The organism is Streptomyces sp. NBC_00988, from assembly GCF_045162645.1.
In the GTDB taxonomy this organism is placed as follows: Bacteria; Actinomycetota; Actinomycetes; order Streptomycetales; family Streptomycetaceae; genus Streptomyces.
The window spans coordinates 546,536-567,751 of the sequence record NZ_CP108730.1 but is presented as its reverse complement, the minus strand read 5'-3'; the positions used below and the strand labels follow the sequence as shown (position 1 = coordinate 567,751).

Sequence of the window (21,216 nt, the reverse complement as noted above, 5' to 3'; positions counted from 1 at the left end):
GCATGTCAGCGCACCTCGAAGGTTGCCCCGATACCCATCCCGGTGATCCACTCCGGAACCGGCTCGTACGCGCTCCACACCAACGGCGCCCGTACCGCGGCCTGCCCGATCAGCCACGTACGGATCTCGTGCCCGCCGCTGCCCGCCTGCTCCTCAAGACCCGCGTCCCCGAGGGCCGCGATCGGCTCGGACTCTCCCGTCCCCAACTGCTTGAGGAACCAGCGGTCCCACGCGCTGTTGACGTGCGCGTGCGGGTCGCCGCCCATGGCCCGGACCCGGGGTTCACGTGCGGCCGCGAAGGCCTGGGCGTCCTCGCGGCCGTGGATCACCGAGTGGCGGCGGTCCTCGGCCATCGCCGGATCGCGCGGGTCGTTGCTGGGCAGCCAGTGGGAGAGTCCGCCGCTCGCGATGAGCAGGACCCGGCCGGCGGCACCGTCGCCGCGCAGGGTGTTGCCGAGCGCCCGGCCGAAGTCGATGCAGCGTTCCATGGTCGGCAGCGGGGGAGCGGCGGTGTTGACGACGAGCGGCACCATCGGGATGTCGGTGCCGCCGCACACCATCTCGTAGCTCTGCACGAGTCCGTGGTCGATGGTGAGTGAGTAGGAGAGCGACAGGTCGAAGCCGGCGCGGGTGAGGCCGTCGTGCACGGACCAGGCCAGTTCGCCGGCGACGGGCAGGGGGCCGGGCCGGCTGCCGAAGTCGCCGAATCCGAGGGCGTGTTCGACGCCGATGAGGAACGGCGGCATCGCGTCGTAGAAGTTCGCGTGGAAGTGGTCGGGGCCGATGACCACGACCGCGTCGGGCGCGAGCCGGGAGACCGTCCGGGAGAGCCGGGCCGCCTCGGCGAGGAACCGGCCGCCGGGCTGCTCGGGGCCGTCGGGCGGCAGCAGGGTGGCGAACGGGGAGTGGGACATGGCGACCAGGCCGAGGATCTCGCTCATGCCGGGTCCTTGCCGAGCAGCAGGAAGTCGCGGTGGGCGCGCAGGAATTCGGCGGGCTTCTCCCACTGGGGCCAGTGGCCCGCGTCCTCGATGACGTGCAGGCGGGCGTCGGGCAGCCAGCTCTGGAGCATCGCCGCCTCGTCGAGTCCGCCGGTCGGGTCGTGGTCGGTCCACAACAGCAGGGTGGGCGCGGTGATGTGGCCGACCCAGGCCGGGTCCCAGGCGAACTCCTTGCGTACCTCGGGGTCTTGGAGCACCAGGGTGTTCTCGATCGCGCGCAGGAAGCCGGGGCGGCCGTAGACCGCGCGGCGCAGGTTGACCAACTCGTCGGTGACCATCGAGGTGTCGTGGAAGAGGAACTCGACCCGGCGGCGCACGGTTTCGTCGCTCGGGTCCCGGACGGCGGCCAGGGTGCTCTCGCGCATCCGGACCATGACCTCGGGCTTGTTGGCGATGTTCCCGGGGGTGTTGAGCACGAGCCGTTCGACGCGGTCGGGGTGGTAGGCCGCGGTCCACGCGGTCACCCAGCCGCCGAGTGACTCGCCGGACAGGTGCGCCGAGACGATCCCCAACTTGTCCATTAGGCCGAGGAGATGATCGGAGAGCACGTCGATCGTGTACGGCCGGTCCGGGAGGTCGGACCAGCCGTGGCCGACCATGTCGTAGGCGGTGACACGGAAGTCGGCGGCGAGCCCGGCGATGTCCCGGGCGTAGGCCTCCAGGTGTCCGCCGGTGCCGTGCAGCAGGACCAGCTCGGGGCCGGACCCCGCACGCAGGACCCGGGTACGGACGCCGGCGACGTCGACGAAGCGCAACTCGTGCTCCACGTCGGACAGTTCGCCCCAGATGCCGATGTGGGCGGGCAACGGGCTCATGCCTGCTCCTCCTTGAATCGTGCGCGGGCTTCGGCGACCGTGACCAGGCCCGCGCTCTGCCGACGGCCGACGCCCAGCAGGTTCAGCAGACGGGAGTTCTCGATGGTGAGGAACTCGACGGGCTCGGTCTGGGAGTCGTTGTAGTGGCGGTGCCAGGTCCAGGGCGGGGTGTAGATGAAGTCGCCGGTGGCCCAGGGTGCGGTGTCGTCCTCGATCTCGCTGTGGCCGTGCCCGCTGATGACGAAGTGCACCGTCTCGTGATGGTGGCGCTGCATGTCCGAGCTGAGACCCGCCGGGATGGTCTGCCGGAAGAGTTCGAAGCTGGCCGTCGGCAGCAGCCCGGCGATCGCCAGCACGGTCGGATTGTGCACCTGGTCGGCCGGCAGGGGCGCGAGTTCGTCGGCGTGCACGACGGCCGGCCGCGCCGCTCCGGGCCGTACGGTGTCCTGGATCGAGCCGAGGAAATCACCCATGGTGAAGCCGGATCCTGATTCCGCCATCAGATCGTCTCCGTCCTTCCGCCGTCGACCGTGAGCACGGTCCCGTTGATGTACGCCGCCTCGTCGGAGGCCAGGAACGCCACGGCGGCCGCGATCTCCGCCGGTCGCGCGGCCCGCCCGGCCGGAATGTGCGCGAGGTCCTGCGCGTCGAGCTCGTCGAATCCCTGGTGCGCGGTGCGGGCCCGGTTGGTGAGGATCTGCGTCCGCCGTTCGGTCGAAGTGGCGCCGGGGGCAACGCAGTTGACGGTCACGCCCTCGGCCGCGAACTCGCGGGAGAGCAGCTTGGCCGCGGCCGTGACCGCCGAGCGCAGCACGACGGACGCGGCGAGGTCGGGCTGGGGCTGCCGTACCGCCGTGGACGTCACGAACACCACCCGTCCGAAGCCCCGCTTCGCCATGCCCGGCATCGCGAGGCGTGCCAGCCGCAGCGGGCCGAGCAGCAACAGCTCGGACGCCTCTCGCCACCGCGCGTCGTCGAGGTCGAGGATCCCGCCGGGCGGCGGACCACCGGCGTTGAGCACGAGCACGTCGAGGCCGCCGTACCGGTCGTCGACCTCTTCCATCACCGCTACGGCCGAGGTGGGATCGGCCATGTCGCTCACCAGGGCGTGCACCTCGCGCGGCGCGCCGCCGCCCACGGTGCCGCTGAGCCGCGCGGCCGCGGCTTCGAGGGTCTCGGCGCGTCGGCCGGTGATCACCACCCGGTCGCCCGAACCCGCCAGGCGCTCCGCGACCGCGTGCCCGATACCGCTCGCACCGCCGCCGACCAATGCTGTCCGCATGATGTTGGCATCCTCCCGAGTCCTCCCCACGCCCGTCGGCAGGGACAGCCGAGCCTTCCCCTTGTCCGCCAGGCGGGGACAGCCTTAGCGTGACCGGCATGACCCCCGGGGAACAAGGGATGAGTCCCACTGCGCGGGACGGCAAGGCCGAGGCTTCGGGCCTGGAGCGCGCGGCGGCGATCCTCGGCGCCTTCGACGCGGCCCACCGCGAGCTGACGCTCTCCGCGCTCGTGGCCCGGTGCGGGCTGCCCCGGTCGACCACTCACCGCACCGCGGACCGGATGATCCGGCTCGGCTGGCTGGACAAGCCGCAGGGCCACTACCGGATCGGCAACCGGCTCTTCGAGATCGCTTGCTTGGCGCCGATCCGGCTCGAACTGCGCGAGGCCGTGCTGCCCTACCTGCAGGACCTGCACAGCGCGACCAGGACCACCGTGCAGCTCGGCGTCTTGGAGGGCGCGCAGATCCTGGTAGTGGAGAAGATCACCGGCCACCGCCCCATGCCGATGCTCTCCCAGGTCGGCGGGATCATCCCGGCGTACTGCTCGGCGCTGGGCCGGGCCATCCTCGCCTACAGCGAGACCGAGACCATCGACGCCGTACTCGACGCCGGCACGCCGCCGCGCAACCCGCGGACGCTGACCAGCAAGGAAGCCGTGATCCGCGAGCTGACCGCCGTTCCGGCCAGGGGCTGGGCGGTGGAGCGGGAGGAGGGCAACATCGGGGTGAGCTGCGTCGCCGCCCCGATCTTCGGCCCGTCCGGCGACGTCGCCGCGGCCCTGTCCGTCACCGGGCCCACCGCCCTGGTCCGCGCCGACCGGGCCGGGCCCGCTGTACGGCTCGCCGCCGCGGCCGCCTCCCGGGCCTACAGCACCCGTCGCTGAAATCGTCCCAGCCCGTGGGACGTTTGATTGCGCACCGACCGCGCCGAACCCACGCTGGGCGCAGCAGACCAGCGCCGTGGCCGGTCGGCCACGGTGGCGACCGGAAGGAGACGACGGTGACTCTAGGCGGTGGCTACATGCTGCCCTCCCGCGACGGACACAAGATCGCGGCGATCGGGCTGGGCATCACCCTCAAGGCGGACGGTGCCGCGACACACGACGCGTACTCGCTGTTCGAGTACACGGTCCCGCCGGAGACCGACGGACCGCCGCCGCACCTGCACACCCGTGAGGACGAGTCCTTCATCTGTCTGGCCGGACGGCTCGACGTGCACCTCGGCGGCAAGGACTTCGTCCTCGAACACGGCGACTACCTCTACCTGCCGCGCGACGTGATCCACGCCTTCCGCAACCCCTACCAGGAGGAGTCGCGCGTCATCTCCGTCGTCTCGCCGGCCGGTCTGGAGGCGTACTACCAGACGCTCGCGGACATGCCGCCCGGCCCGAAGGACATCGGGCTGATGAAGAAGATCATGGCCGACTTCGGCATCGAGCTCCAACTGCCGCCCGAGGTCGCCTGATCATGAGGATCGCCATCATCGGTGCCGGTGTCGCGGGCCTGGTCACCGCGAAAGTGCTCACCCAGGCCGGTCACCGGACGGACGTGTTCGAGAAGACCCCCGACGTCGGCGGTGTGTGGAGCCGCGCGCGCCGCTACCCGGGAGTCACCACGCAGAGCCCGAAGGCGCAGTACTCCTTCTCCGACTTCCCCATGCCCGCGGACTTCCCCGAGTGGCCTGACGGCGCCCAGATCCAGTCCTACCTCGCCGACTACACGGCCCACTTCGGACTCGAACCCGTCCTCCGTCTGAGCACCGAGGTGCTCTCGGCGAGGCCGACCGCCGACGGCGCGTGGAGCGTCGAGTACCGCGACTCCGCGGGTACACACAGCACGGAGACCTACGACCGACTCGTCGTCGCCAATGGGGTGTTCTGCGAACCGGCGGTCCCGAAGTTCGACGGCCTGGCGGAGTTCACCGCGGCAGGTGGCCAGGTGTGCGCGGGCACCGAGTTCCACGACGCCGAACAGGCGCGCGGCCGCAACGTCCTCGTCGTCGGCTATGGCAAGTCGGCCTGCGACGTGGCCGTGCCGATCAGCGCCGTCGCCGCCCGCACCGACGTGATCGCGCGCCAACTGCTGTGGAAGGTCCCGCGCAAGATCGGCGGCCGGCTGAACTTCAAGATGCTGCTCCTCACCCGCCTCGGCGAGGCACTGTTCCGCTACATCCGCCCGCGAGGCTTCGAACGCTTCCTGCACGGCCCCGGCAACGGCCTGCGCCGCCGGATGATCAACTCCATCGGTACGGTGTCGATACGCCAACTCGGCCTCAAGCGGCTCGATCTGGTGCCCCGGGGAACGATGGAGGACATCGTGCGCGGCGCCATCGGCCTCGCGACCGAGGGCTTCTTCGAAGCCGTCACCGCGGGCGACATCACCGTCCGCCGCGACCGCACCATCGAGCAGCTCCTCGTCGTGGACGGCAAGCCCTCCGCCCGCCTGTCCGACGGCACCGTGCTGCCCGCGGACCTGGTGGTCTGCGCCACCGGCTTCACCCAGGGCGTCCCGTTCCTGACCAAGGAGGTGCGCGAGCAACTCCTCGACGAGCGCGGCAACTTCATGCTCTACCGCCAGATCCTGCCCCTCGGGATCCCCGGCCTGTACTTCAACGGCTACAACTCCTCCTTCTTCAGCCCGCTCAACGCCGAGATCGCCGCCCTGTGGATCGCCGCCGACCTCGCCGGCGCGCTGGCGACACCCGACACCGAGACCATGCGGCACGCGGTCGTCGAGCAACTGGCCTTCATGGACATCGCCACCGACACCCACCACTGCCGCGGCACCAAGATCATCCCGTTCTCCATGCACAACGCCGACGAGGTGCTCAGCGACCTGGACCTCAACGTCAACCGGCTTGTCCGCGCCGCCCATTGGCTCGGACCGGTCGACCCGGCCGCGTACCGACGACTGACCCCGACGCTGCTCAAGCGCCTCGCGTCGGCCGGAACCGGAGACCGGGACCTGCCCCGCCCGCTGCCCGTCCCAGGCTCCCCGGCCTCGGATTCGGGGCCGGGGAGTACGGCGCGAGAGAGCCTGACGAAATCTCCGTCGCAGGGGTGAGGCCGGTCAGCCGTACGTCACGGTGATCGGCGTGCGTACGCTCCGCGCCGGGAGCGTGACGGTCAGGGTGCCGGTCGTGCTGTCGAAGTGGTAGGCGTGGGCGGGGAGTTGGGCCCCTCCCACTCGGACCGTGCCCGGAGCCGTGACACCGAGGAGCGAGACGGTCCACTGCCTGTTTCTGATCTGGCCGTGGAAGCTTCCGGCCGGAGGATCGATCGTCACCGTGTGCCGGGTGCCGTGCTCCCGGTACCGGATCTTCGTGACGGCACTGTGGCCGCGCCCGGTGTGGGTGGTCCCGTCGTCCTCGTAGAGGGTGGAGGTTCCGGAGGCGCCCGCCGCGACGGTGAGCGTGACCTTGGTCAGCGGGGCCTTGTCGTTGCTGGTGACGTCGTTCGTGCGGGTCGGGATGACAGCGCCCGCCCGGACGAACACCGGCATGGTGTCGAGGCCGGAGGTGATGTTCTGGGTGGTGCCGCCGGCGTAGGTCTGGCCGGTGAAGTAGTCGGTCCACTGGCTGCCGGGCGGGAACCACACGGAGGTCGTCGCGGTCGTGCCGGGCGTAGTGACCGGGGCGACGAGCATGTCGGGGCCGTAGAAGTACTCGCTGCCCGAAGTGGCGTACGCCTGCGGCTCGTTGGGGTACTGCAGGTACATCGGGCGGGTGACCGGGACGCCGGTCGTGTTCGCCTGCTGCGCGAGGGAGTAGGTGTAAGGCACCAGGTTCTCGCGGAGGTTGAGGAACTTGTCGGCCGAGGCGCGGGCCGCCGTGCCGTACTGCCAGGGCAGCCGGTCGCTGTGATTGCTGTGCAGACGGTCGATGGGCTGGAAGGTGCCGAGCTGGACCCAGCGGGCGTACATGTCGTCGGGGAGTTTGTGCGTGGTGTGGGTCGTGCCGTCGGCGGTGTAGGTCTCCGAACCGGTCAGGTTCGTCGTGTCGTTGTGGCCACCGATGTCATGGCTGATCGCGGACATGCCGGTGGCGGCGGCCTCGCCGGGCGTGTAACCGACCTCGGCCTTCAGCGTGCCCCAGGTGGAGGAGGTGTCGCCGGTGAAGTGGACGGTGGTGCGCTTGTCGGCCCACGGCCCGGTGGGCAGCCCCTGCTGGCCGCTGTAACCGCCCGCCTGGAGCGAGCCGTAGGCACGGGAGACGGCGAAGCCCCGGCCGATGGTCTTGTCGGCATCTGTGGCGTACTGCTGGTTGATCCACGCGTCGGGAGTGATACCCGGCAGCGAGGACTGGGAGGCGTCGCAGCACCAGTCCAACCACCAGAAGTCATTGCCCTGCTGGTCCATCGTCTGATGCAGGTCCATGTACGCCTTGAGCTGGTCCGGGTCGCCCCAGTCGAAGGTGTAGCAGTCACCGGCACCGCTGCTCGCGGCGGACGCACAACCACCCTTGTGCAGCTTGCCCTTGGCGGTCGCCTGGGCCTGCGCGAACTGCGGGTCGCTGCTCAGGATGCTCGGGTGGATGTTGAGCGTGTCGTGCAGCCCCTGGGACGCGGCCCAGTCGAAGAACCCCTTCGGATCAGGGAACTTGGACTGGTCGATCTCCCAACCGCTCCACGTGTTGGGCGACTTGAAGTCCGTGTCGGTAACCAGGACATCGAGCGGCACGCCCTCGGCGCGGAAGGCGGGCAGGATCCTGTTCTCGTAGTCGGCGGCGGTGCGGTCGATGTACTCCGAGTACCAGACGCCGTACGCCCATTGGGGAAGCAGTTCGGGCGGACCGGTCAGGGTGGCCAGGTCGGTCAGCGCCCGCTGGTAGTCGTGTCCGTAGCCGAAGACATAACCGTCCTGGTACGGCGCCCCGCCCTGGGAGGGGCGCTGGGTGACCTGGTGGGTGCCGGTGTCGTACAGGGCCGAGGCGGTGTCGTCGAGGAGGTACCAGCCGTCCTTGTACAGCAGGCCGGGTGTGGTGGCCGGTGCCCCGTTGTTGCCGTCGACGCCGTCGAGGCTGCGGCGGTAGCCACCGAGCGCCAAGTGAGGTTGCGGGGCAGGTGAGTTGGCCGCCGTGACGGAGACCGTGTCGAGGTTGACATGGCAGCTCGCGGCATCCGGGCAGCCGACGGTGATGTCGTTCGCCCCGGCCTTGAGGGTGACGGGGACGGAGGTGGTGCTCCAGGTGTCCCAGTTGCCGGTGACGGGCAGCGACAGGGTCCGCGTGGTGCCGCCGGACGACACCGTCGCCGTACGGGTCTGGTAGAGCCCGTCGCTGCCGGTGGCGTTGGCGTAGCGCACCTGCAACGCGTAGGTGCCGTCGGCCGGTACGCCGACCACGTGGGTCAACGCGCTTGCGCCCTGGTTCAGTTCGGCGAGGAAACCGCTGCCGGAGTAACCGGCGTGATCGGTGGCCGTGATCGCCGTACCCGAGACGCGGTCGGCCTCTGCCTCGCAGGTCACGCCGTATCCGCAACTTGTGATCGCGGTCGTGGAGGTGGACGGGAAGCTGCTGCCCTGGTTCACCAGGGCGACGCTGTCGAGGTTGACGTCCCCGGAGTCGGTAGCGGTCCTCGACAGCGTCAACGTGTGCTGCCCGGCGCCGAGTTGGACCGCGCTGCTCGCGAGACCCCAGGTGTCCCAGTTGCCGGTGGTCGGCAGACTCATCGTGCGACTCGCGCCACCGTCCACCGACAGCGTCAGGGTGCGGGTGGTGTTCTGGCCGTCCCCACCGACGGAGTTGGCGTAGCGCGCGTCGAACGCGTACGTCCCCGCCGCGCCGACATTGACGTCGGCCGACACGGAGTCGCCCGTCCCCTCGAAACCGGCGAGGAACCCGGAGCCGGTGAAGCCGGTGTGGTCCGAGGCGACACCGGCCCCGCTGTGGGGAAGTTGCTCGGCCTCGCACAGGGCACCCAGGCCGCAGATGAGCCGGTGCCACGGACTGGCGTCGACCGCCGACCCGCCGGCCGACAGGTGCACGGAGAGGTTCTGCGCGTCGAACGGCCCTGAATCCACCTGGTACTTGAGAGTGAGCGCGCTCGTGGTGATGGTCAGCCAGCCGTTGGAGGTGCTCGATGCGTACGGGGGCGGCGTGAACGCGGTGCGGCCGATCGCGTTGAACGTCGCGCTGTCGGTGAACTTCCCGTCCTGCGCGTACTCCGTGCGGATCAGGGTCGGGGACAGGACCTGGAAGCGTGCGTTGCCCGAAGTCACCGACGTGGCACGGTGGTTGGCCGCCACGTGCGCCGAGGCCGCTCCGGTGCCGGTCACGAGCATGGCGGCGAGGGTGCTGATGAGGGCGAGGACCGTGACGTGTCTTCGCGGGGTGCGTGTGGTGCGTGACGCCGATCGTCTTCTCACGGGCAGCTCCGTCCTGGACTGGGGCCACGTGGGCCCGTGGTGGAGGTGTGCCGGTTCCCGTTCGCGCCCGGTGGAATCTGCTCCTGGCCGACATCGTTGTCAACCCTTGCGGCTGAGGGTTCCTGTGCGCATCCGTTCAGCCGGGCGGGGTTGTGGGCGGGAAGGGGGACGGCGGGGACTTCCTGGTGCCGAACTCCTCGCTGCGGTAGGCGTGTTCGGGCCTCTTGCGGCGGTGGCGTGACCGGCAGACGCGCGGCGCCCTGGACGCCGTGGCGCAGCGCTGATGTGGCATCAGGTGTGGGCGCCTCCGTGTACTGCGGGCGCGGTGCTCGGAGCTGCCACCGGATCGGCCGGGAAACGCGCGGCGACCCGGGTCGCGGTGGCGGTGGCGCGGGCTGTGGTGGTCGCCAGGCCTATCACGGCGATGACCAGGCCGCCGGTGGCGAGGATCCACCAGCCCGGGTGGCTGGCGGCGGCGAGTCCGGGGCCGCCCGGGGCGCGCGTGCGGGCGGTGACGATCGAGCCGAGGACCGCGACACCGAGGTTGTTGCCGATCTGGCGGCCGGTGGTGGTGATCGCGGCGGACACCCCGGCCTGGGCGCGCGGCATGCCGGCTACGGCGGTGCTGGTGATCGGGGCGTTGACCAGGCCGAATCCGATGCCGAGGAGTACGTAGGCGGTGAGCAGGGTCGCCCACGGCGTGGTCGGGGTGAGTGCGGTCAGCGTCAGTGCGGCGACGGCGATCAGCAGGCCCGCGGCGACCAGTGGCGGGCGGGGGCCACGCGCGGCGGTGAGGCGTCCGGACAGCGGCGAGGCCAGCGCGGTGCCGGCGGCCATCGGCACGGTCAGCAGGCCGGCCTGCAGTGCGCTGCAGCCGCGTACGTCCTGCAGGTAGAGGGTGTTGAGGAACAGGAAGCCGGACAGCACGAGGAACGCCGTGACGGCGGCGACGAAGGAGCCGGTGAACGGGACCGAACGGAAGAACACCGGCTCCACCAGCGGCTGTTGGCGACGCCGTTCGTAGGCGGGCAGCGCTACGGCAGCTGCCGCGGCCAGGGTGAACAGGGCGATGATGAGGCTGCTGCCGTAACCCTGGTGGGAGCCCTCGATGATCGCGAAGATCAGCGAGGTCAGGATCGTGACGACGAGGACCTGACCGACCGGGTCCGGGCGTCGCGGCGCAGTAGCCCTGGATTCGGGGACGAACACCGCGGCGAGCACCAGGGCGGCCACCCCGATCGGGATGTTGATCCAGAAGATAGAGCGCCAGCCGGCCGAGGCGACCAGCAGACCGCCCACCACCGGTCCGGCGGCTAGGGACAGACCGACCGTGGTGCCCCACAGCCCGATCGCGCGGGCGCGCTCGCGAGGGTCTGGGAAGGCGTGCGTGATGATCGACAGGGCGACCGGGTTGAGCATGCTGGCGCCCAGGCCCTGGGCCACCCGGAAGGCGATCAACCAGCCGAGGCTCGGAGCCAGGGAGCAGGCCAGCGAGCCGGCGGTGAAGAGGAGCAGCCCGGCCTGGAACACCCGGCGTCGTCCGATCCGGTCCGCGGTGGATCCGGCGAGCATCATGAAGGCGGCGACGGCGAGCGTGTAACCGTCGACGGTCCACTGCAGCCCGCTCACCGGTGCGTGCAGATCGTCTCCTACGGCGGGCAGGGCGACGTTCACGGCGGTGGTGTCCAGGGCGGTGATCAGCAGGCTGAGGCAGCACACCGCGAGGACGAGCCCTGCCCGCCGACGGGCGTCGTTCGGGAGGGGTGTGGGCGACGGCATGTTCGTTCTCCTCGGTCAGGGGTGGTGCGTTCCGCGGTCCTGGCGTACGACGTGTCCGGCGGTCCGGAGTCCCGAACGGCGCGGTGTGGCACGGGAGTTGGGGCTTCGTGGTGGTCACCGGGCTGCGGAAGGTGCCGGAAGGCGGCACGGGGAAACGGGCCGGCCGGCGCTCGCTCGTACTTCGGCGGGGTGACGCTGTGGCGGTGGGCGGGTTGCCTGAGCCGGAGCCTGTGTGTCTTTGCCGGTTTCTGATGTGGCGGTGCAATGTCTGGAAGCGTGTCGATCAACTGCGGCTAAGCGATGGGGAGTTCGTCGAGCTGGACGAGGCTGCTCGAGCCGCCGGTACTGAGCGTGGGGATGGCGGAGATGAAGCGGTGGACGTGCTCGGTACGGAGGTGGGCGGCGAACGCGGCGGCGTCGGTGTAGACCTCGTAGAGGTAGAAGCGGCCGGGAACGTCGCGCGCCTCGTAGGCGGTGAAGGTGACGCAGCCGGGCTCGCGGCGTACCTCGCGGACGAGTTCGATGATCCTCGCGCGGAAGGCGTCTTCCTGGCCGGGCCTGGCGTCCAGGACGGCGATCATGGGGCGCGGGTCCGGGTCGTGCGGGTGACCGCGGTCTTGGGCATGGCCGGGGCTCCGTGGAGTGGTGAGCGTGGGGCGGGTGGCCGGGGTTCAGTGGGCGAAGGCGGTGAAGTCCGTGTCGGCGCTGTCCCATATCGCGTGGACGACCTGGTCGGGGGTCTCCAGCTGGGGGGAGTGGCCGGTCTCGGGGAGCAGTTGGAACTGGGCCAGGGGGATCGCGGCGGCGTAGGCGCGTCCGTAGTCGACGTCGACGATCCCGTCGCTCTCGCCCCAGAGCACGAGGGTGGGGATCTCCAGGGACCCGAGACGCCCGACGAGGGTGGGGTCGGCCATGGCGGAGCCCGCGTAGACGGCGATCGCGGTCCGGTTGCCCGCGGCGATCGCCTGTGCCGCCGGGGGCAGGGTCGTGGGGTCGATGCGGAACGGCTCAGGGTTGTGGAAGGTGAGCCCGAAGACCTGATCCATGGTCAGGGAGAAGAAGTCGGCCACCGGATGGCCGGGCACCTCGATGCCGACCGCGTCGATCAGGATGATGCCGCTGACGCGCGGCGACTTCAGCAGCGCGATCTCGGCGGTGATCCAGCCACCGATCGAGTTGCCGATGACGGTGACGTCGGTGAGCGCCAGCTGGGCCAGGAGCGCGCTGTAGAGCGTGGCCAGGCCGGAGACGGTGGTCAGTGCCTCGGGGCGATCCGTGCCGCCGAAGCCCGGGTGGGTCGGGACCAGCACGCGCACGTCGTGAGCGGCGGCGAACTTCTCGGCGAATCCCGTCACCGACTGCGGGCCGGCTCCGCCGTGCAGTAGCAGGAACGGCTGTCCGTCACCGTCACCGTCCCCGTATCCGGCCACGGACACCTCGACCGGGCCGACTCCGTCGAGGCTGACGGTGTATTGAGTGGTCGTTCCCATGGACTTCTCCTTGATTGGTTCGGGTGCTGGGTGGGGTGACGGGCCAACGGGTTATGGGTGCGGGTGCTCAGGCGAAGTCGGTGGACGGCTCGGTGGCGTAGCGGCTCATCGCATCGATCGTCGCCTCGGGTGTCAGGGGCCGGCCGGCGGCGATCATGTCGCGCAGTTCCCGGAAGTAGTCGACGTACAGGTCCGGGGTGAACGTGTTGAGCAGGACCGTTGTGCCGTCGGTCGGGTTGGCGAAGGTGTGCGGGGCGCCGGGCGGGATCATGACCAGCGTTCCGGCGGGCGCGTCGTGCACGGTCTCGCCGACGGTGAACCGGGCCGCGCCGGACACGACGTAGAAGCCCTCGTCGTGCCGGGCGTGCCGGTGCTGCGGCGGACCGTCGGTGTGCGGCGCGAGCGTGATCTCCCCGATGCCGAGGCGGTGATCGGTCGTGGTGCCGTCCTCCAGGATCCGCATCCGGGTGGGGCCGAGCTGGATCGACTCACCGTTGTCCGGACCGACCACTGAGACGTCTGACATCTGAGCCTCCAAGGATGAATAAGAGAGTGAACTGTGTTCGTTGGGGTTTACTCTCACCAATGTAGGCGAGTCGATCCGTTCGTGCAAGTTAACTCTCATAACGAGAGTTTGGGTTCGGGTACTGCCCCGGCGTGAGGGGAGAGTCGTTGCCTTCGGCTTTGCCGCCATGCGGAGCGGAGCGCGGCGGTGCTGGACCGCTGCCTGCGGCCGGGCCCTGTCGCAGGTTCGACAAGACGGCTATGGGGAGGGCGAGTTGGCGATCTCGCGGTTGGCGTGGCTTGGGTGGTCGGTCAGGCCGGATCAGGCGTGTGGCTGTCACCGATCTCCACGGCGATTCGGCCATCGGAACGGACCGTGCCGGCAGGGCAGTTGCTCATCCGCCGCATGGGACGGCCCCTGCACTGCACTTCGAGACGATGTCCGCCGCCACGCTCAGGCCACTGCTCGGCGAGCGGCAGAGCGTCAGCGGGCCGGTGGACTCCGTCGAGGTGCGCCTACTGGTGGCCCACTCGGACATGATCTACGAAACGGCCGCCAACCTAGGGCCGGCCGAAGTGCAGGCCGCGCACAGCACACTCATCGACCTGGCCAAGGCCGTCGCCAGGCGCCGCGTCGACAACGCGGAACCCCAACTGGCCCTGGCGCTGGCCCAGGCCGCGAAGGACCTCGCGGACAACCACCTGACCGACCCCGAACTCTCCGGCACGATGCTGGCCCGCGAACTCAATGTCTTCCTACGCAGCCTGCAACTGGGGTTCGCCGCACGGCCGGACGCCGACCGACTACGCCCGCTCGACCACTGCGGCGCGGAACTGACACGCACAGCGCGCCTGCCGTCAGCGCTTCTCGGCCACTTCGCTCCCGAGGGCTACGAGGCCGGCTGACACCGCTCGCGATTCCGGCAAGGTCAGCGGCAACCTCCGGTGTGGTCTGCGGGCCCAGGCCCGGTCGGCGGCGCACGGTCATCCGCTTCTGGGATGCGACGGCCCGGCCAGCAGCACGGGTTCGATTCCCTCGTAGCGGTGGCGTTCGCGTGCGGTGGCCCTTCGGCCCGACAGGACAGTGCCGAGCAGGCCGCACAGGAAACCCGCCGGGACCGAGACCAGAGCAGTGGTCGTGAAGGGGAACCAGTTGAAGTCGGCCTCGGGGAAGGCCGATTGAGGGGAGCCGGAGACGAGGTTGGTGCCGGTCATAAGGACGAGGACGCTTAGGGTGCCGCCGATGAGGGTGCACAGGAGGCCGGCACGGGTGTAGCGCCGCCAGAAGAGGCCGAGGACGAGCGCGGGGGCGATGGCCGAGGCGCCCAGGCAGAAGGAGACGATGGCCAGCGGTTGGAGGCTGCGGTGCTGGGCGAGTACGGCCAGTGCGATCACCGGGATGCCCACGGCCAGGGCGGCAAAGCGGGCCAGTGCCATCTCGCGCAGGGGTGGTGTGTTCGTGCGGGCGAGGACGTCGTGGGCCAGGGAGTTGGCGCAGGCCAGCGTCATGCTGGCCACGGAAGCAAGCAGGGTCAGGAAGATGGCCGTGGTGACGGTGGTGAACAGCAGGCTCTCCGCGCGGGAGAGGTTCGGTCCGAACGCGGCGCGCGCGCCGAGCAGATAGGCGGTGCTGCCGTGTGGGTCCGCGGCGGCGATCGTCTTGCCGCCGATGAGGGCGGTTGCGCCGACGGCGACGACGGTGATCACCGCGATGAACAGGGCGACCGCCGAGACCGCCCAGGACATCGCGCGTCGCACCTGACGGGTACTGCCGGCGGTGTACATGCGCATGGTGACGTGCGGCAGGCAGGCGCCGCCCAGCACGATGGCGCACTGGGTGCTCACCATGTCCAGGGCGGGGTGTTTTCCGCCCGCGAACTGCAGGCCGTAGCGCAGGTAGTTCGGACCGGCGCCGCTGTTCTGTGCGGCGGACTGGAACAGGGTCTGCGGGCTCCAGCCGAAGGTGTGCAGGATGAGCGCGGCGACGACGAGCCCGGAGCCGAGGAGGATCACCGTCTTGAGGATCTGGATCAGGGCGGTGCCGCGCATGCCCCCGATGGCGGCGTACGTGATCATCAGCGCTCCGGCCCCGACGACGCAGCCGGTGCGCATCGTGCTGTCGGAGAAGCCGAGGACGAATGCCAGCAACTGCCCCACACCGGCGAGTTGCACGACCATCATGGGGACCAGCGCCGCGAGGGTGACCGCGCACGCGGTGATACGAACCGCACGGCCGGGCATGCGACGGGCCAGCACGTCGCCCATGGTGAAGCGGCCGGTGTGGTGGAGCGGTTCCGCCAGTACGAACATCAGGAGCAGCAGCGAGAGCAGGGTGCTCAGGGCCAGCACGACACCGTCGTAGCCGCATAACGCGATGATGCCGCCGACCGTGAGGACGGTGGCCGCGGAGATGTAGTCACCGGCGATGGCCAGGCCGTTGCGCAGGGGCGACAGCAACCGGTAGCCGGTGTAGAACTCGTCCAGGTCGTCACGGTCGGGACCGGTGACCACGCACAGCAGCAGCGTGAGGGTCACGACACTGAAGAACGCCACGAGCGACCAGGACTGCGCGGCGCCCTTGAAGTCCGTCACGGCCGTACCTCCCCGTCGCGGGCGTGACGGGTCTGACGGCGCACCCGGCGGGCGAGGGGGTCGACGTACCGACGCGCGATTCCCTCGTAGAAGAGCACGGCCAGCCAGGTGACAGGGAGTTGCACCAGGGCCAGGAACAGTCCGGTGGGCAAGCCGCCCGGGGCGGGGCGGGCCATCACCGAGGGGAATTCGACGGTGAGAGTGAGGAAGACGGCGAAGTAGCCGAGCGCCGCTAACGCGGCGACACGCCGCTGCCAGCGGCAGGCCCGGCGCAGGAGACGCAGATCGCGGTGCGGTCCGGTCGCCGAACGGGGCAGGGCCGTCGGCCGGCGGCCGTCCTGCGGGGCCGAGGCCCACGTGGGCGTGGTGGAGGAGGCGTGCCGTCCGGGCCGGTACTGGAGCGGGCGTAACTCGGAGCTGTCGGAAGACATTCCAAGATCTCCTAGTGGGTCGTGGGCCCCAAGAGGTGCGGACCGCGAGAAGGCGGGGAATGGTCCGGGTCATCGCACGCTATGCGGGTGGCGGACCGCGCGCAGCACTTCCGGCGAACTCCCTGGTGAGGAGCACTACGACGCTCTGACCTCGGATGTTGTGAGTGTGAAGCGTGTGACGGAGCACCATAGGAGTGCCCTGTGGGCCCTGGACGCGTCGAATCGGCGGGCGGGCGCGTGGTGGTGATGGTTGCCTCGCCGGTGACGATGAGGTCAACGGTCCCCGGCGGCTGCTCCGGCTGCCTCAACGGCGGATACGGACAAGGCCCGTGAAGGCGCCGAGAGGTGACGTGGGGTCAGCCGATGCTCGTTCAGCGAGAGGAGTCCGCGGCGCTACGTTCGACGGCCCGCAGGACGTGCTGGACCTGGAGGCCATCGGCGAACGACGGCCGCGGGTCGCTCCCGTCCTCCGCCACCGCGGTCAGGAAGTCGTGGACCTGGTGGACGAACGCGTGCTCGTAGCCCAGACCGTGACCGGGCGGCCACCAGACGCCCAGGTAGGGGTGTCCGGGCTCGGTGACCAGGATCCGACGGAATCCCGCCTCGGTCTCCGGGGGGAGTGCACGGCTCCCTTGACTTCCTCCCCCTTCTGAAGGAGGGGGATTCCTACGGCTCGCGCTGTAGGGGTTCCTGTTTCAACGCCGACTGCCCGCCAGGAGGACTCCCTTGAGGTCTGACACCAGCTCCACAGGCCGAGACGGCCAGCCCGGCCGCCTTGATGTTGCGGGCCGCGTTGATGTCGCGGTCATGTACGGCGCCGCAGTCGCACGTCCACGCGCGGACGTTGAGCGGCATCTTCGCCGCGACCGTGCCGCAGGTTCCGCACAGCTTGCTGCTGGGGAACCAGCGGTCGATCACGACGAGTTCGCGCCCGTACCAGGCGCACTTGTACTCCAGCATCGACCGGAGTTGCGTCCACGACGCGTCACTGATGGCGCGTGCGAGCGTGTGGTTCTTCAGCAGGTTGCGGACGGTGAGGTCCTCGATCACGACCGTTTGGTTCTCACGGACGAGACGAGTCGACAGCTTGTGCAGGAAGTCGCGGCGCCGGTCGGCGATCCGCGCATGCACGCGGGCGACCCTGCGGCGGGCCTTCTCCCGGTTCGCGGAGCCCTTGGCCTTGCGGGACAGTTCCCGCTGCGCCTTCGCAAGACGGGCGCGGTCACGGCGCTCGTGCCGGGGATTGGTGACCTTCTCCCCGGTGGACAGGGTCACGAGCGACGTGATGCCCGCATCGATGCCGACCGCATTCGTCGTGGCGGGAGCCGGGGTAATGCGGTCGTCGCACAGCAGCGACACGAACCAGCGGCCCGCACTGTCACGGGACACAGTCACCGTCGTCGGCTCGCTGCCCTCCGGGAGCGGACGCGACCAGCGGATATCCAGAAAACCGGCCACCTTCGCCAGAGTCAGACGGCCCCCGCGCCACGTGAAGGCGCTCCGCGTGTACTCGGCCGACGCCCGCGACTTCTTCCGGGACTTGAAACGCGGGTACTTCGCCCGCTGGGCGAAGAAGTTCCCGAACGCCGTCTGAAGATGCCGCAACGCCTGCTGGAGCGGGACCGAGGACACCTCCGCCAGGAAGGCGAGTTCCTCGGTCTTCTTCCACTCCGTCAGCGCGGCCGACGACTGGACGTAGGAGACGCGGCGCTGCTCTCCGTACCAGGCCCGGGTGCGCTCCTCCAGCGCCTTGTTGTAGACGAGACGGACACAGCCGAACGTACGCGACAACTCGGCCGCCTGCTCGCCCGTGGGGTAAAAGCGGTACTTGAACGCCCGCTTGACCTGCCGCGCCATACCTCACACCGTATCAACCCCCGTGTGAGCGGCGGGTATCGGTCGGTGGAGGGCGCAGACCGGTCCGCCCTGACGGCGAACCGGCTTTCCCCGCCCTGCTCCGCAGGAGCTTCGTTTCCTCCCCCGGCTGAAGCCGGGAGTATCCACGAAGGAGAACCCCGATGAACGAGTAGCCGATCATCGCCCCCCGAGGCGGGGGCGGCCGGAGACGGGGTCGGGCGAAGGGCGAGGCACGGGGTCTCCGTATGGGTCGGGCGTCAGGCGGAAGCGGCGGCGGGCGGTGTCCGGTGCGGGGCGAGGGCGCCGCGGACCGACGGCCAGCCGGCGAGGGCGGCACGTACGTCGGGGCGTTTCTCGTCGCGCAGGGCCGCCGCGTACGCCTGGTCGAGGACGTCGTCGACGAGTACGCGCTGTCCGGTCCGGGCCGACTCCACCGCGGCCTCGACCATCGCCAGGCTCAGGGTGTTCTCGTGCACCTCGCCCATGGGCGTGCTGCCGGTCCGCAGCGACTCGACGAAGACCCGCAGCGCTCCGGCGATGTCGGAGTACGGCGAGCGGGGCCGCTCGGCGGGTTGTACGTCGGCGACGAGCACGGGCTCGGTGTCGCCGTCCCACTGCGCCGAGCCCTTCTCGCCGCTCGCCCGCCATGTTCCGTTCCAGGACGTCTCGGCGCCCGGACTGCACCAACTGCCGTTGTACGCGTAGCGCGCACCGCTTTCCATCTCGAAGACGGCGCTCGCGGCGGCGTCGCCGTCGTACCAGCTCCACGGCGGGTTGTACGCCTGGCAGTAGGCGGAGACCGGGTCCGCGCCGAGCAGGAAGCGGGCCGAGTCGAAGGCGTGGATCGCCATGTCGATCAGCAGCGGGTACGCCATCTCCTCGCGGAAACCGCCCATGTGCGGAGCCTTGAAGAACTCGGTCGTCAGTGTGCCGATCGCGCCGAGTTCCGCCAACATCCCACGTAGGGCGAAGAGTTGGGGGTTCCAGCGCCGTGACTGGCTCACCATGAACAGCTCGCCGCTGACCTCGGACGCGGCGGCGAGGGACAGGGCGTGGGCCAGGGTGTCGGCGATCGGCTTCTCGCCGAGGACGGGCAGCCCGGCGAACAACGCGGCGGTGGTGACGGGGTGGTGGGCCACCGGAACCGTCACGTTGATGATCGCTTGGGCGCCGGTGTCGGCCGCGAGGGCGACCGCGTCGGGGCCGACCGGGAGGTTCGGTCGGCCCAGGTCTGCCGCGGACCGCCGGGCCGTGTCCAGGTCGAGGTCGACGATGCCGGCAAGTTCTGTCTCGGGTGCGGCGGTTACGGTGGTCAGCCACTGCTGTCCCATGGAGCCGGCGCCGACCACGATCACGCGCAGGGGGTTGTCGGGCCCGCAGGGGATGGTCCGGTGGGTCATCGGAGCGGCCCCGAGTAGTCGACGCCGTTGAAGAAGTCGTCGGTGTCGTAGCGCAGCAGCACCGGGTGGCTGCGCTCGGGCCGGTCCGTGCGCGCCCATTGGACGCCGTTGGCGATCACTCGGCGGATGTCCTTGTTGTGGTAGACGGGGTAGTCTTGGTCGCCGGGGCTGAAGTAGAAGATCCGGCCGTGGCCGCGGCGGAACGTGCAGCCGCTGCGGATCACCTCGCCGCCCGTGAACGAGCTGACGAAGACCAGCTCGTCCGGGACGGGGATGTCGAAGAACTCCCCGTACATCTCGTCCTCCTCGACGACGAGCGGATGCGGAACTCCCTTGGCGATGGGGTGTGTTGGGTTGACCGTCCACACGAGTTCGCGGTCGTGTTCGTTGCGCCAGCGCAGGGTGCAGCTGGTGCCCATGAGCTTGACGAAGATCTTCGACCAGTGGCCGGAGTGCAGGACCACGAGGCCCATGCCGGACAGCACGTGCCGGTGCACGCGTTCGACGACCTCGTCGGACACCTCGGCGTGGGCGGCGTGGCCCCACCAGGTGAGGACGTCGGTTGAGGCCAACACCTCCTCGGTCAGGCCGTGTTCGGGGTCGTCCAGCGTGGCGGTGCGTACGGTGCAGCTGTCGCCGAGGTTCTCCTTGATGCCCTCGGCGATCGTGGTGTGCATGCCCTGCGGGTAGATCTTGGCCACGTGCTCCTCGATCTTCTCGTGGCGGTTCTCGCCCCACACGGTCACGTGGATCGGGGCCGGGGGCGGTGCGGAAGACGTGGTCACAGGGGTGTTCTGCCTTTCTTCGAAGTCGCTCTGGGGGCGGGTCATTTGACGGCTCCGCCGGTCACGCCGGTGGCGATGTAGCGCTGTGCCACCAGGAGCAGTACGAGAGCCGGTACCGAGGCGAGGGTCGCGGTGGCCATCACCGCGTTCCAGTCGCTGACGTGGGCGCCGAGATACTGGTAGAGGCCGAGGGTGACGGGGCGGACGTCCTCGGTCGTCGTCAGGGTCAGCGCGAAGAGGAAGTCGCTCCAGGTGAACAGGAACGTGAACAGCCCTGCCGTAATAAGGGCGTTCCTGCTCATCGGCAGGACGATCGAGACGAACGCCCGCACCCTGCCCGCCCCGTCCACCCGGGCCGCCTCGATTACCGAGGACGGGATGTTGCCCATGAAGGCCCGCAGGATCAGGATCGCGAACGGGATGCCGGCGGTGGAGTCGGCCAGGATCAGGCCGGGGATCGAGTTGAGCAGCCCGACGTCGTTGTACGCGCTGTAGAGGGCGTTGGCCACGACGATGCCCGGGACCATCTGGCTGATCAGGATCCCGAACAGCACCGGGCCGACCCAGCGCGCGTTGGCGTGAGCGAGCGCGTACGCGGCCGGGCTCGCGATGATCAGGCTGAACACCACGCTCCCCACGGCAACGATCAGGCTGGTCAGGAGATTTGGCCCCTGCTGGTTCAGCGCGGTGGCGTAGCCGTCGAAGTTCAGGTGGGTCGGGAACCAGGGCGTGCTGACAGCGGTGTTGGCCGGCTGGAGGGAGACGTTGACCATCCAGTAGACCGGGAACAGCATCACGGCCAGGATCAGTGCGCCGATGGCGGTGTATCCCCAGGGCCGCCGCCGGGAGCGCCGGCGGTGGACGGGTGTGTGCGTGGCCGGTTGGACGGATGTGTGCGTGACGGTTGCCATGACGGC

General features: G+C 69.9%; 19 protein-coding genes and 1 pseudogene. 4 read left to right on the top strand and 16 right to left on the bottom strand.

Going from position 1 to position 21,216, the window contains the following annotated elements; translation table 11 throughout:
- Window positions 1-5: 5 nt before the first annotated feature.
- From OG496_RS02620 to OG496_RS02605, 4 genes are read right to left on the bottom strand one after another with little or no spacing between them, the layout of a single operon-like run.
- Window positions 6-941 carry a 2,3-dihydroxyphenylpropionate 1,2-dioxygenase gene (locus OG496_RS02620; protein ID WP_405969369.1) on the bottom strand — a complete coding sequence of 312 codons (936 nt, stop codon included), beginning with the start codon at window positions 939-941 and terminating at the stop codon, window positions 6-8.
- Window positions 938-1,816, bottom strand: coding sequence for an alpha/beta fold hydrolase (locus tag OG496_RS02615; RefSeq protein WP_405969368.1), 879 nt, complete (start codon window positions 1,814-1,816; stop codon window positions 938-940). The genes OG496_RS02620 and OG496_RS02615 overlap by 4 nt, the downstream gene beginning before the upstream one ends.
- The gene (locus tag OG496_RS02610) at window positions 1,813-2,316 is read right to left on the bottom strand and encodes a cupin domain-containing protein (protein ID WP_405969367.1); all 504 of its coding nucleotides are present in this window, start codon (window positions 2,314-2,316) and stop codon (window positions 1,813-1,815) included. Before OG496_RS02610 ends, OG496_RS02615 begins: the two co-directional genes overlap by 4 nt.
- Window positions 2,316-3,098 (bottom strand): SDR family oxidoreductase, encoded by a 783-nt coding sequence (locus OG496_RS02605; RefSeq protein ID WP_405969366.1) that lies wholly within the window; start codon window positions 3,096-3,098, stop codon window positions 2,316-2,318. Before OG496_RS02605 ends, OG496_RS02610 begins: the two co-directional genes overlap by 1 nt.
- Window positions 3,099-3,217: 119 nt before the next feature.
- Here OG496_RS02605 and OG496_RS02600 point away from each other — a divergent pair, with 119 nt between their 5' ends.
- The 3 genes from OG496_RS02600 (at window position 3,218) to OG496_RS02590 (ending at window position 6,161) form a co-directional block, all read left to right on the top strand.
- Window positions 3,218-3,982: an IclR family transcriptional regulator gene (locus OG496_RS02600; protein ID WP_405969365.1), complete on the top strand. Its 765-nt coding sequence runs from the start codon at window positions 3,218-3,220 to the stop codon at window positions 3,980-3,982.
- Between the two features lie 116 nt (window positions 3,983-4,098).
- Window positions 4,099-4,563 carry a cupin domain-containing protein gene (locus tag OG496_RS02595; protein WP_327406873.1) on the top strand — a complete coding sequence of 155 codons (465 nt, stop codon included), beginning with the start codon at window positions 4,099-4,101 and terminating at the stop codon, window positions 4,561-4,563.
- 2 nt (window positions 4,564-4,565) lie between these two features.
- Window positions 4,566-6,161: a flavin-containing monooxygenase gene (locus OG496_RS02590; RefSeq protein ID WP_405969364.1), complete on the top strand. Its 1,596-nt coding sequence runs from the start codon at window positions 4,566-4,568 to the stop codon at window positions 6,159-6,161.
- A gap of 6 nt (window positions 6,162-6,167) precedes the next feature.
- On the opposite strand, the gene OG496_RS02585 is transcribed toward OG496_RS02590, so the two are convergent.
- The 5 genes from OG496_RS02585 to OG496_RS02565 all read right to left on the bottom strand — a co-directional run bounded on the left by OG496_RS02585 (window position 6,168) and on the right by OG496_RS02565 (window position 13,256).
- Complete coding sequence (locus OG496_RS02585) at window positions 6,168-9,377, bottom strand: TIM-barrel domain-containing protein (protein ID WP_405976549.1); 3,210 nt, start codon at window positions 9,375-9,377, stop codon at window positions 6,168-6,170.
- 375 nt (window positions 9,378-9,752) lie between these two features.
- Window positions 9,753-11,240 carry an MFS transporter gene (locus OG496_RS02580; RefSeq protein WP_405969363.1) on the bottom strand — a complete coding sequence of 496 codons (1,488 nt, stop codon included), beginning with the start codon at window positions 11,238-11,240 and terminating at the stop codon, window positions 9,753-9,755.
- 293 nt (window positions 11,241-11,533) lie between these two features.
- Entirely contained in the window at window positions 11,534-11,821 is a 288-nt protein-coding gene (locus OG496_RS02575) for a putative quinol monooxygenase (RefSeq protein ID WP_405969362.1), read from the bottom strand.
- Between the two features lie 90 nt (window positions 11,822-11,911).
- Window positions 11,912-12,730 carry an alpha/beta fold hydrolase gene (locus OG496_RS02570; protein WP_405969361.1) on the bottom strand — a complete coding sequence of 273 codons (819 nt, stop codon included), beginning with the start codon at window positions 12,728-12,730 and terminating at the stop codon, window positions 11,912-11,914.
- A gap of 67 nt (window positions 12,731-12,797) precedes the next feature.
- Window positions 12,798-13,256, bottom strand: coding sequence for a cupin domain-containing protein (locus OG496_RS02565; RefSeq protein WP_405969360.1), 459 nt, complete (start codon window positions 13,254-13,256; stop codon window positions 12,798-12,800).
- 416 nt (window positions 13,257-13,672) lie between these two features.
- Here OG496_RS02565 and OG496_RS02560 point away from each other — a divergent pair, with 416 nt between their 5' ends.
- Window positions 13,673-14,140: a hypothetical protein gene (locus OG496_RS02560; RefSeq protein WP_405969359.1), complete on the top strand. Its 468-nt coding sequence runs from the start codon at window positions 13,673-13,675 to the stop codon at window positions 14,138-14,140.
- Between the two features lie 78 nt (window positions 14,141-14,218).
- Here the strand turns inward: OG496_RS02560 and OG496_RS02555 are convergent, their stop codons facing one another.
- The 7 genes and pseudogenes from OG496_RS02555 to OG496_RS02525 form a co-directional block, all read right to left on the bottom strand.
- Window positions 14,219-15,826: a cation acetate symporter gene (locus OG496_RS02555; RefSeq protein ID WP_366492907.1), complete on the bottom strand. Its 1,608-nt coding sequence runs from the start codon at window positions 15,824-15,826 to the stop codon at window positions 14,219-14,221.
- Window positions 15,823-16,257 (bottom strand): DUF485 domain-containing protein, encoded by a 435-nt coding sequence (locus tag OG496_RS02550; RefSeq protein ID WP_366492909.1) that lies wholly within the window; start codon window positions 16,255-16,257, stop codon window positions 15,823-15,825. The genes OG496_RS02555 and OG496_RS02550 overlap by 4 nt, the downstream gene beginning before the upstream one ends.
- Before the next feature lie 371 nt (window positions 16,258-16,628).
- Window positions 16,629-16,940 (bottom strand): annotated as a pseudogene (locus OG496_RS02545) (gfo/Idh/MocA family oxidoreductase); the annotation flags it as partial.
- A complete protein-coding gene (locus tag OG496_RS02540; protein WP_405969358.1) occupies window positions 16,924-18,114 on the bottom strand; it encodes an RNA-guided endonuclease InsQ/TnpB family protein in 1,191 nt (396 codons plus the stop codon). The gene OG496_RS02540 and the pseudogene OG496_RS02545, both read right to left, overlap by 17 nt.
- A gap of 257 nt (window positions 18,115-18,371) precedes the next feature.
- The gene (locus tag OG496_RS02535; RefSeq protein WP_405969357.1) at window positions 18,372-19,514 is read right to left on the bottom strand and encodes a Gfo/Idh/MocA family protein; all 1,143 of its coding nucleotides are present in this window, start codon (window positions 19,512-19,514) and stop codon (window positions 18,372-18,374) included.
- On the bottom strand, window positions 19,511-20,344 hold the full coding sequence (locus tag OG496_RS02530; RefSeq protein ID WP_405969356.1) for a ThuA domain-containing protein: 834 nt from the start codon (window positions 20,342-20,344) through the stop codon (window positions 19,511-19,513). Before OG496_RS02530 ends, OG496_RS02535 begins: the two co-directional genes overlap by 4 nt.
- A complete protein-coding gene (locus OG496_RS02525) occupies window positions 20,341-21,210 on the bottom strand; it encodes a carbohydrate ABC transporter permease (RefSeq protein WP_405969355.1) in 870 nt (289 codons plus the stop codon). Before OG496_RS02525 ends, OG496_RS02530 begins: the two co-directional genes overlap by 4 nt.
- Between the last annotated feature and the right edge of the window lie 6 nt (window positions 21,211-21,216).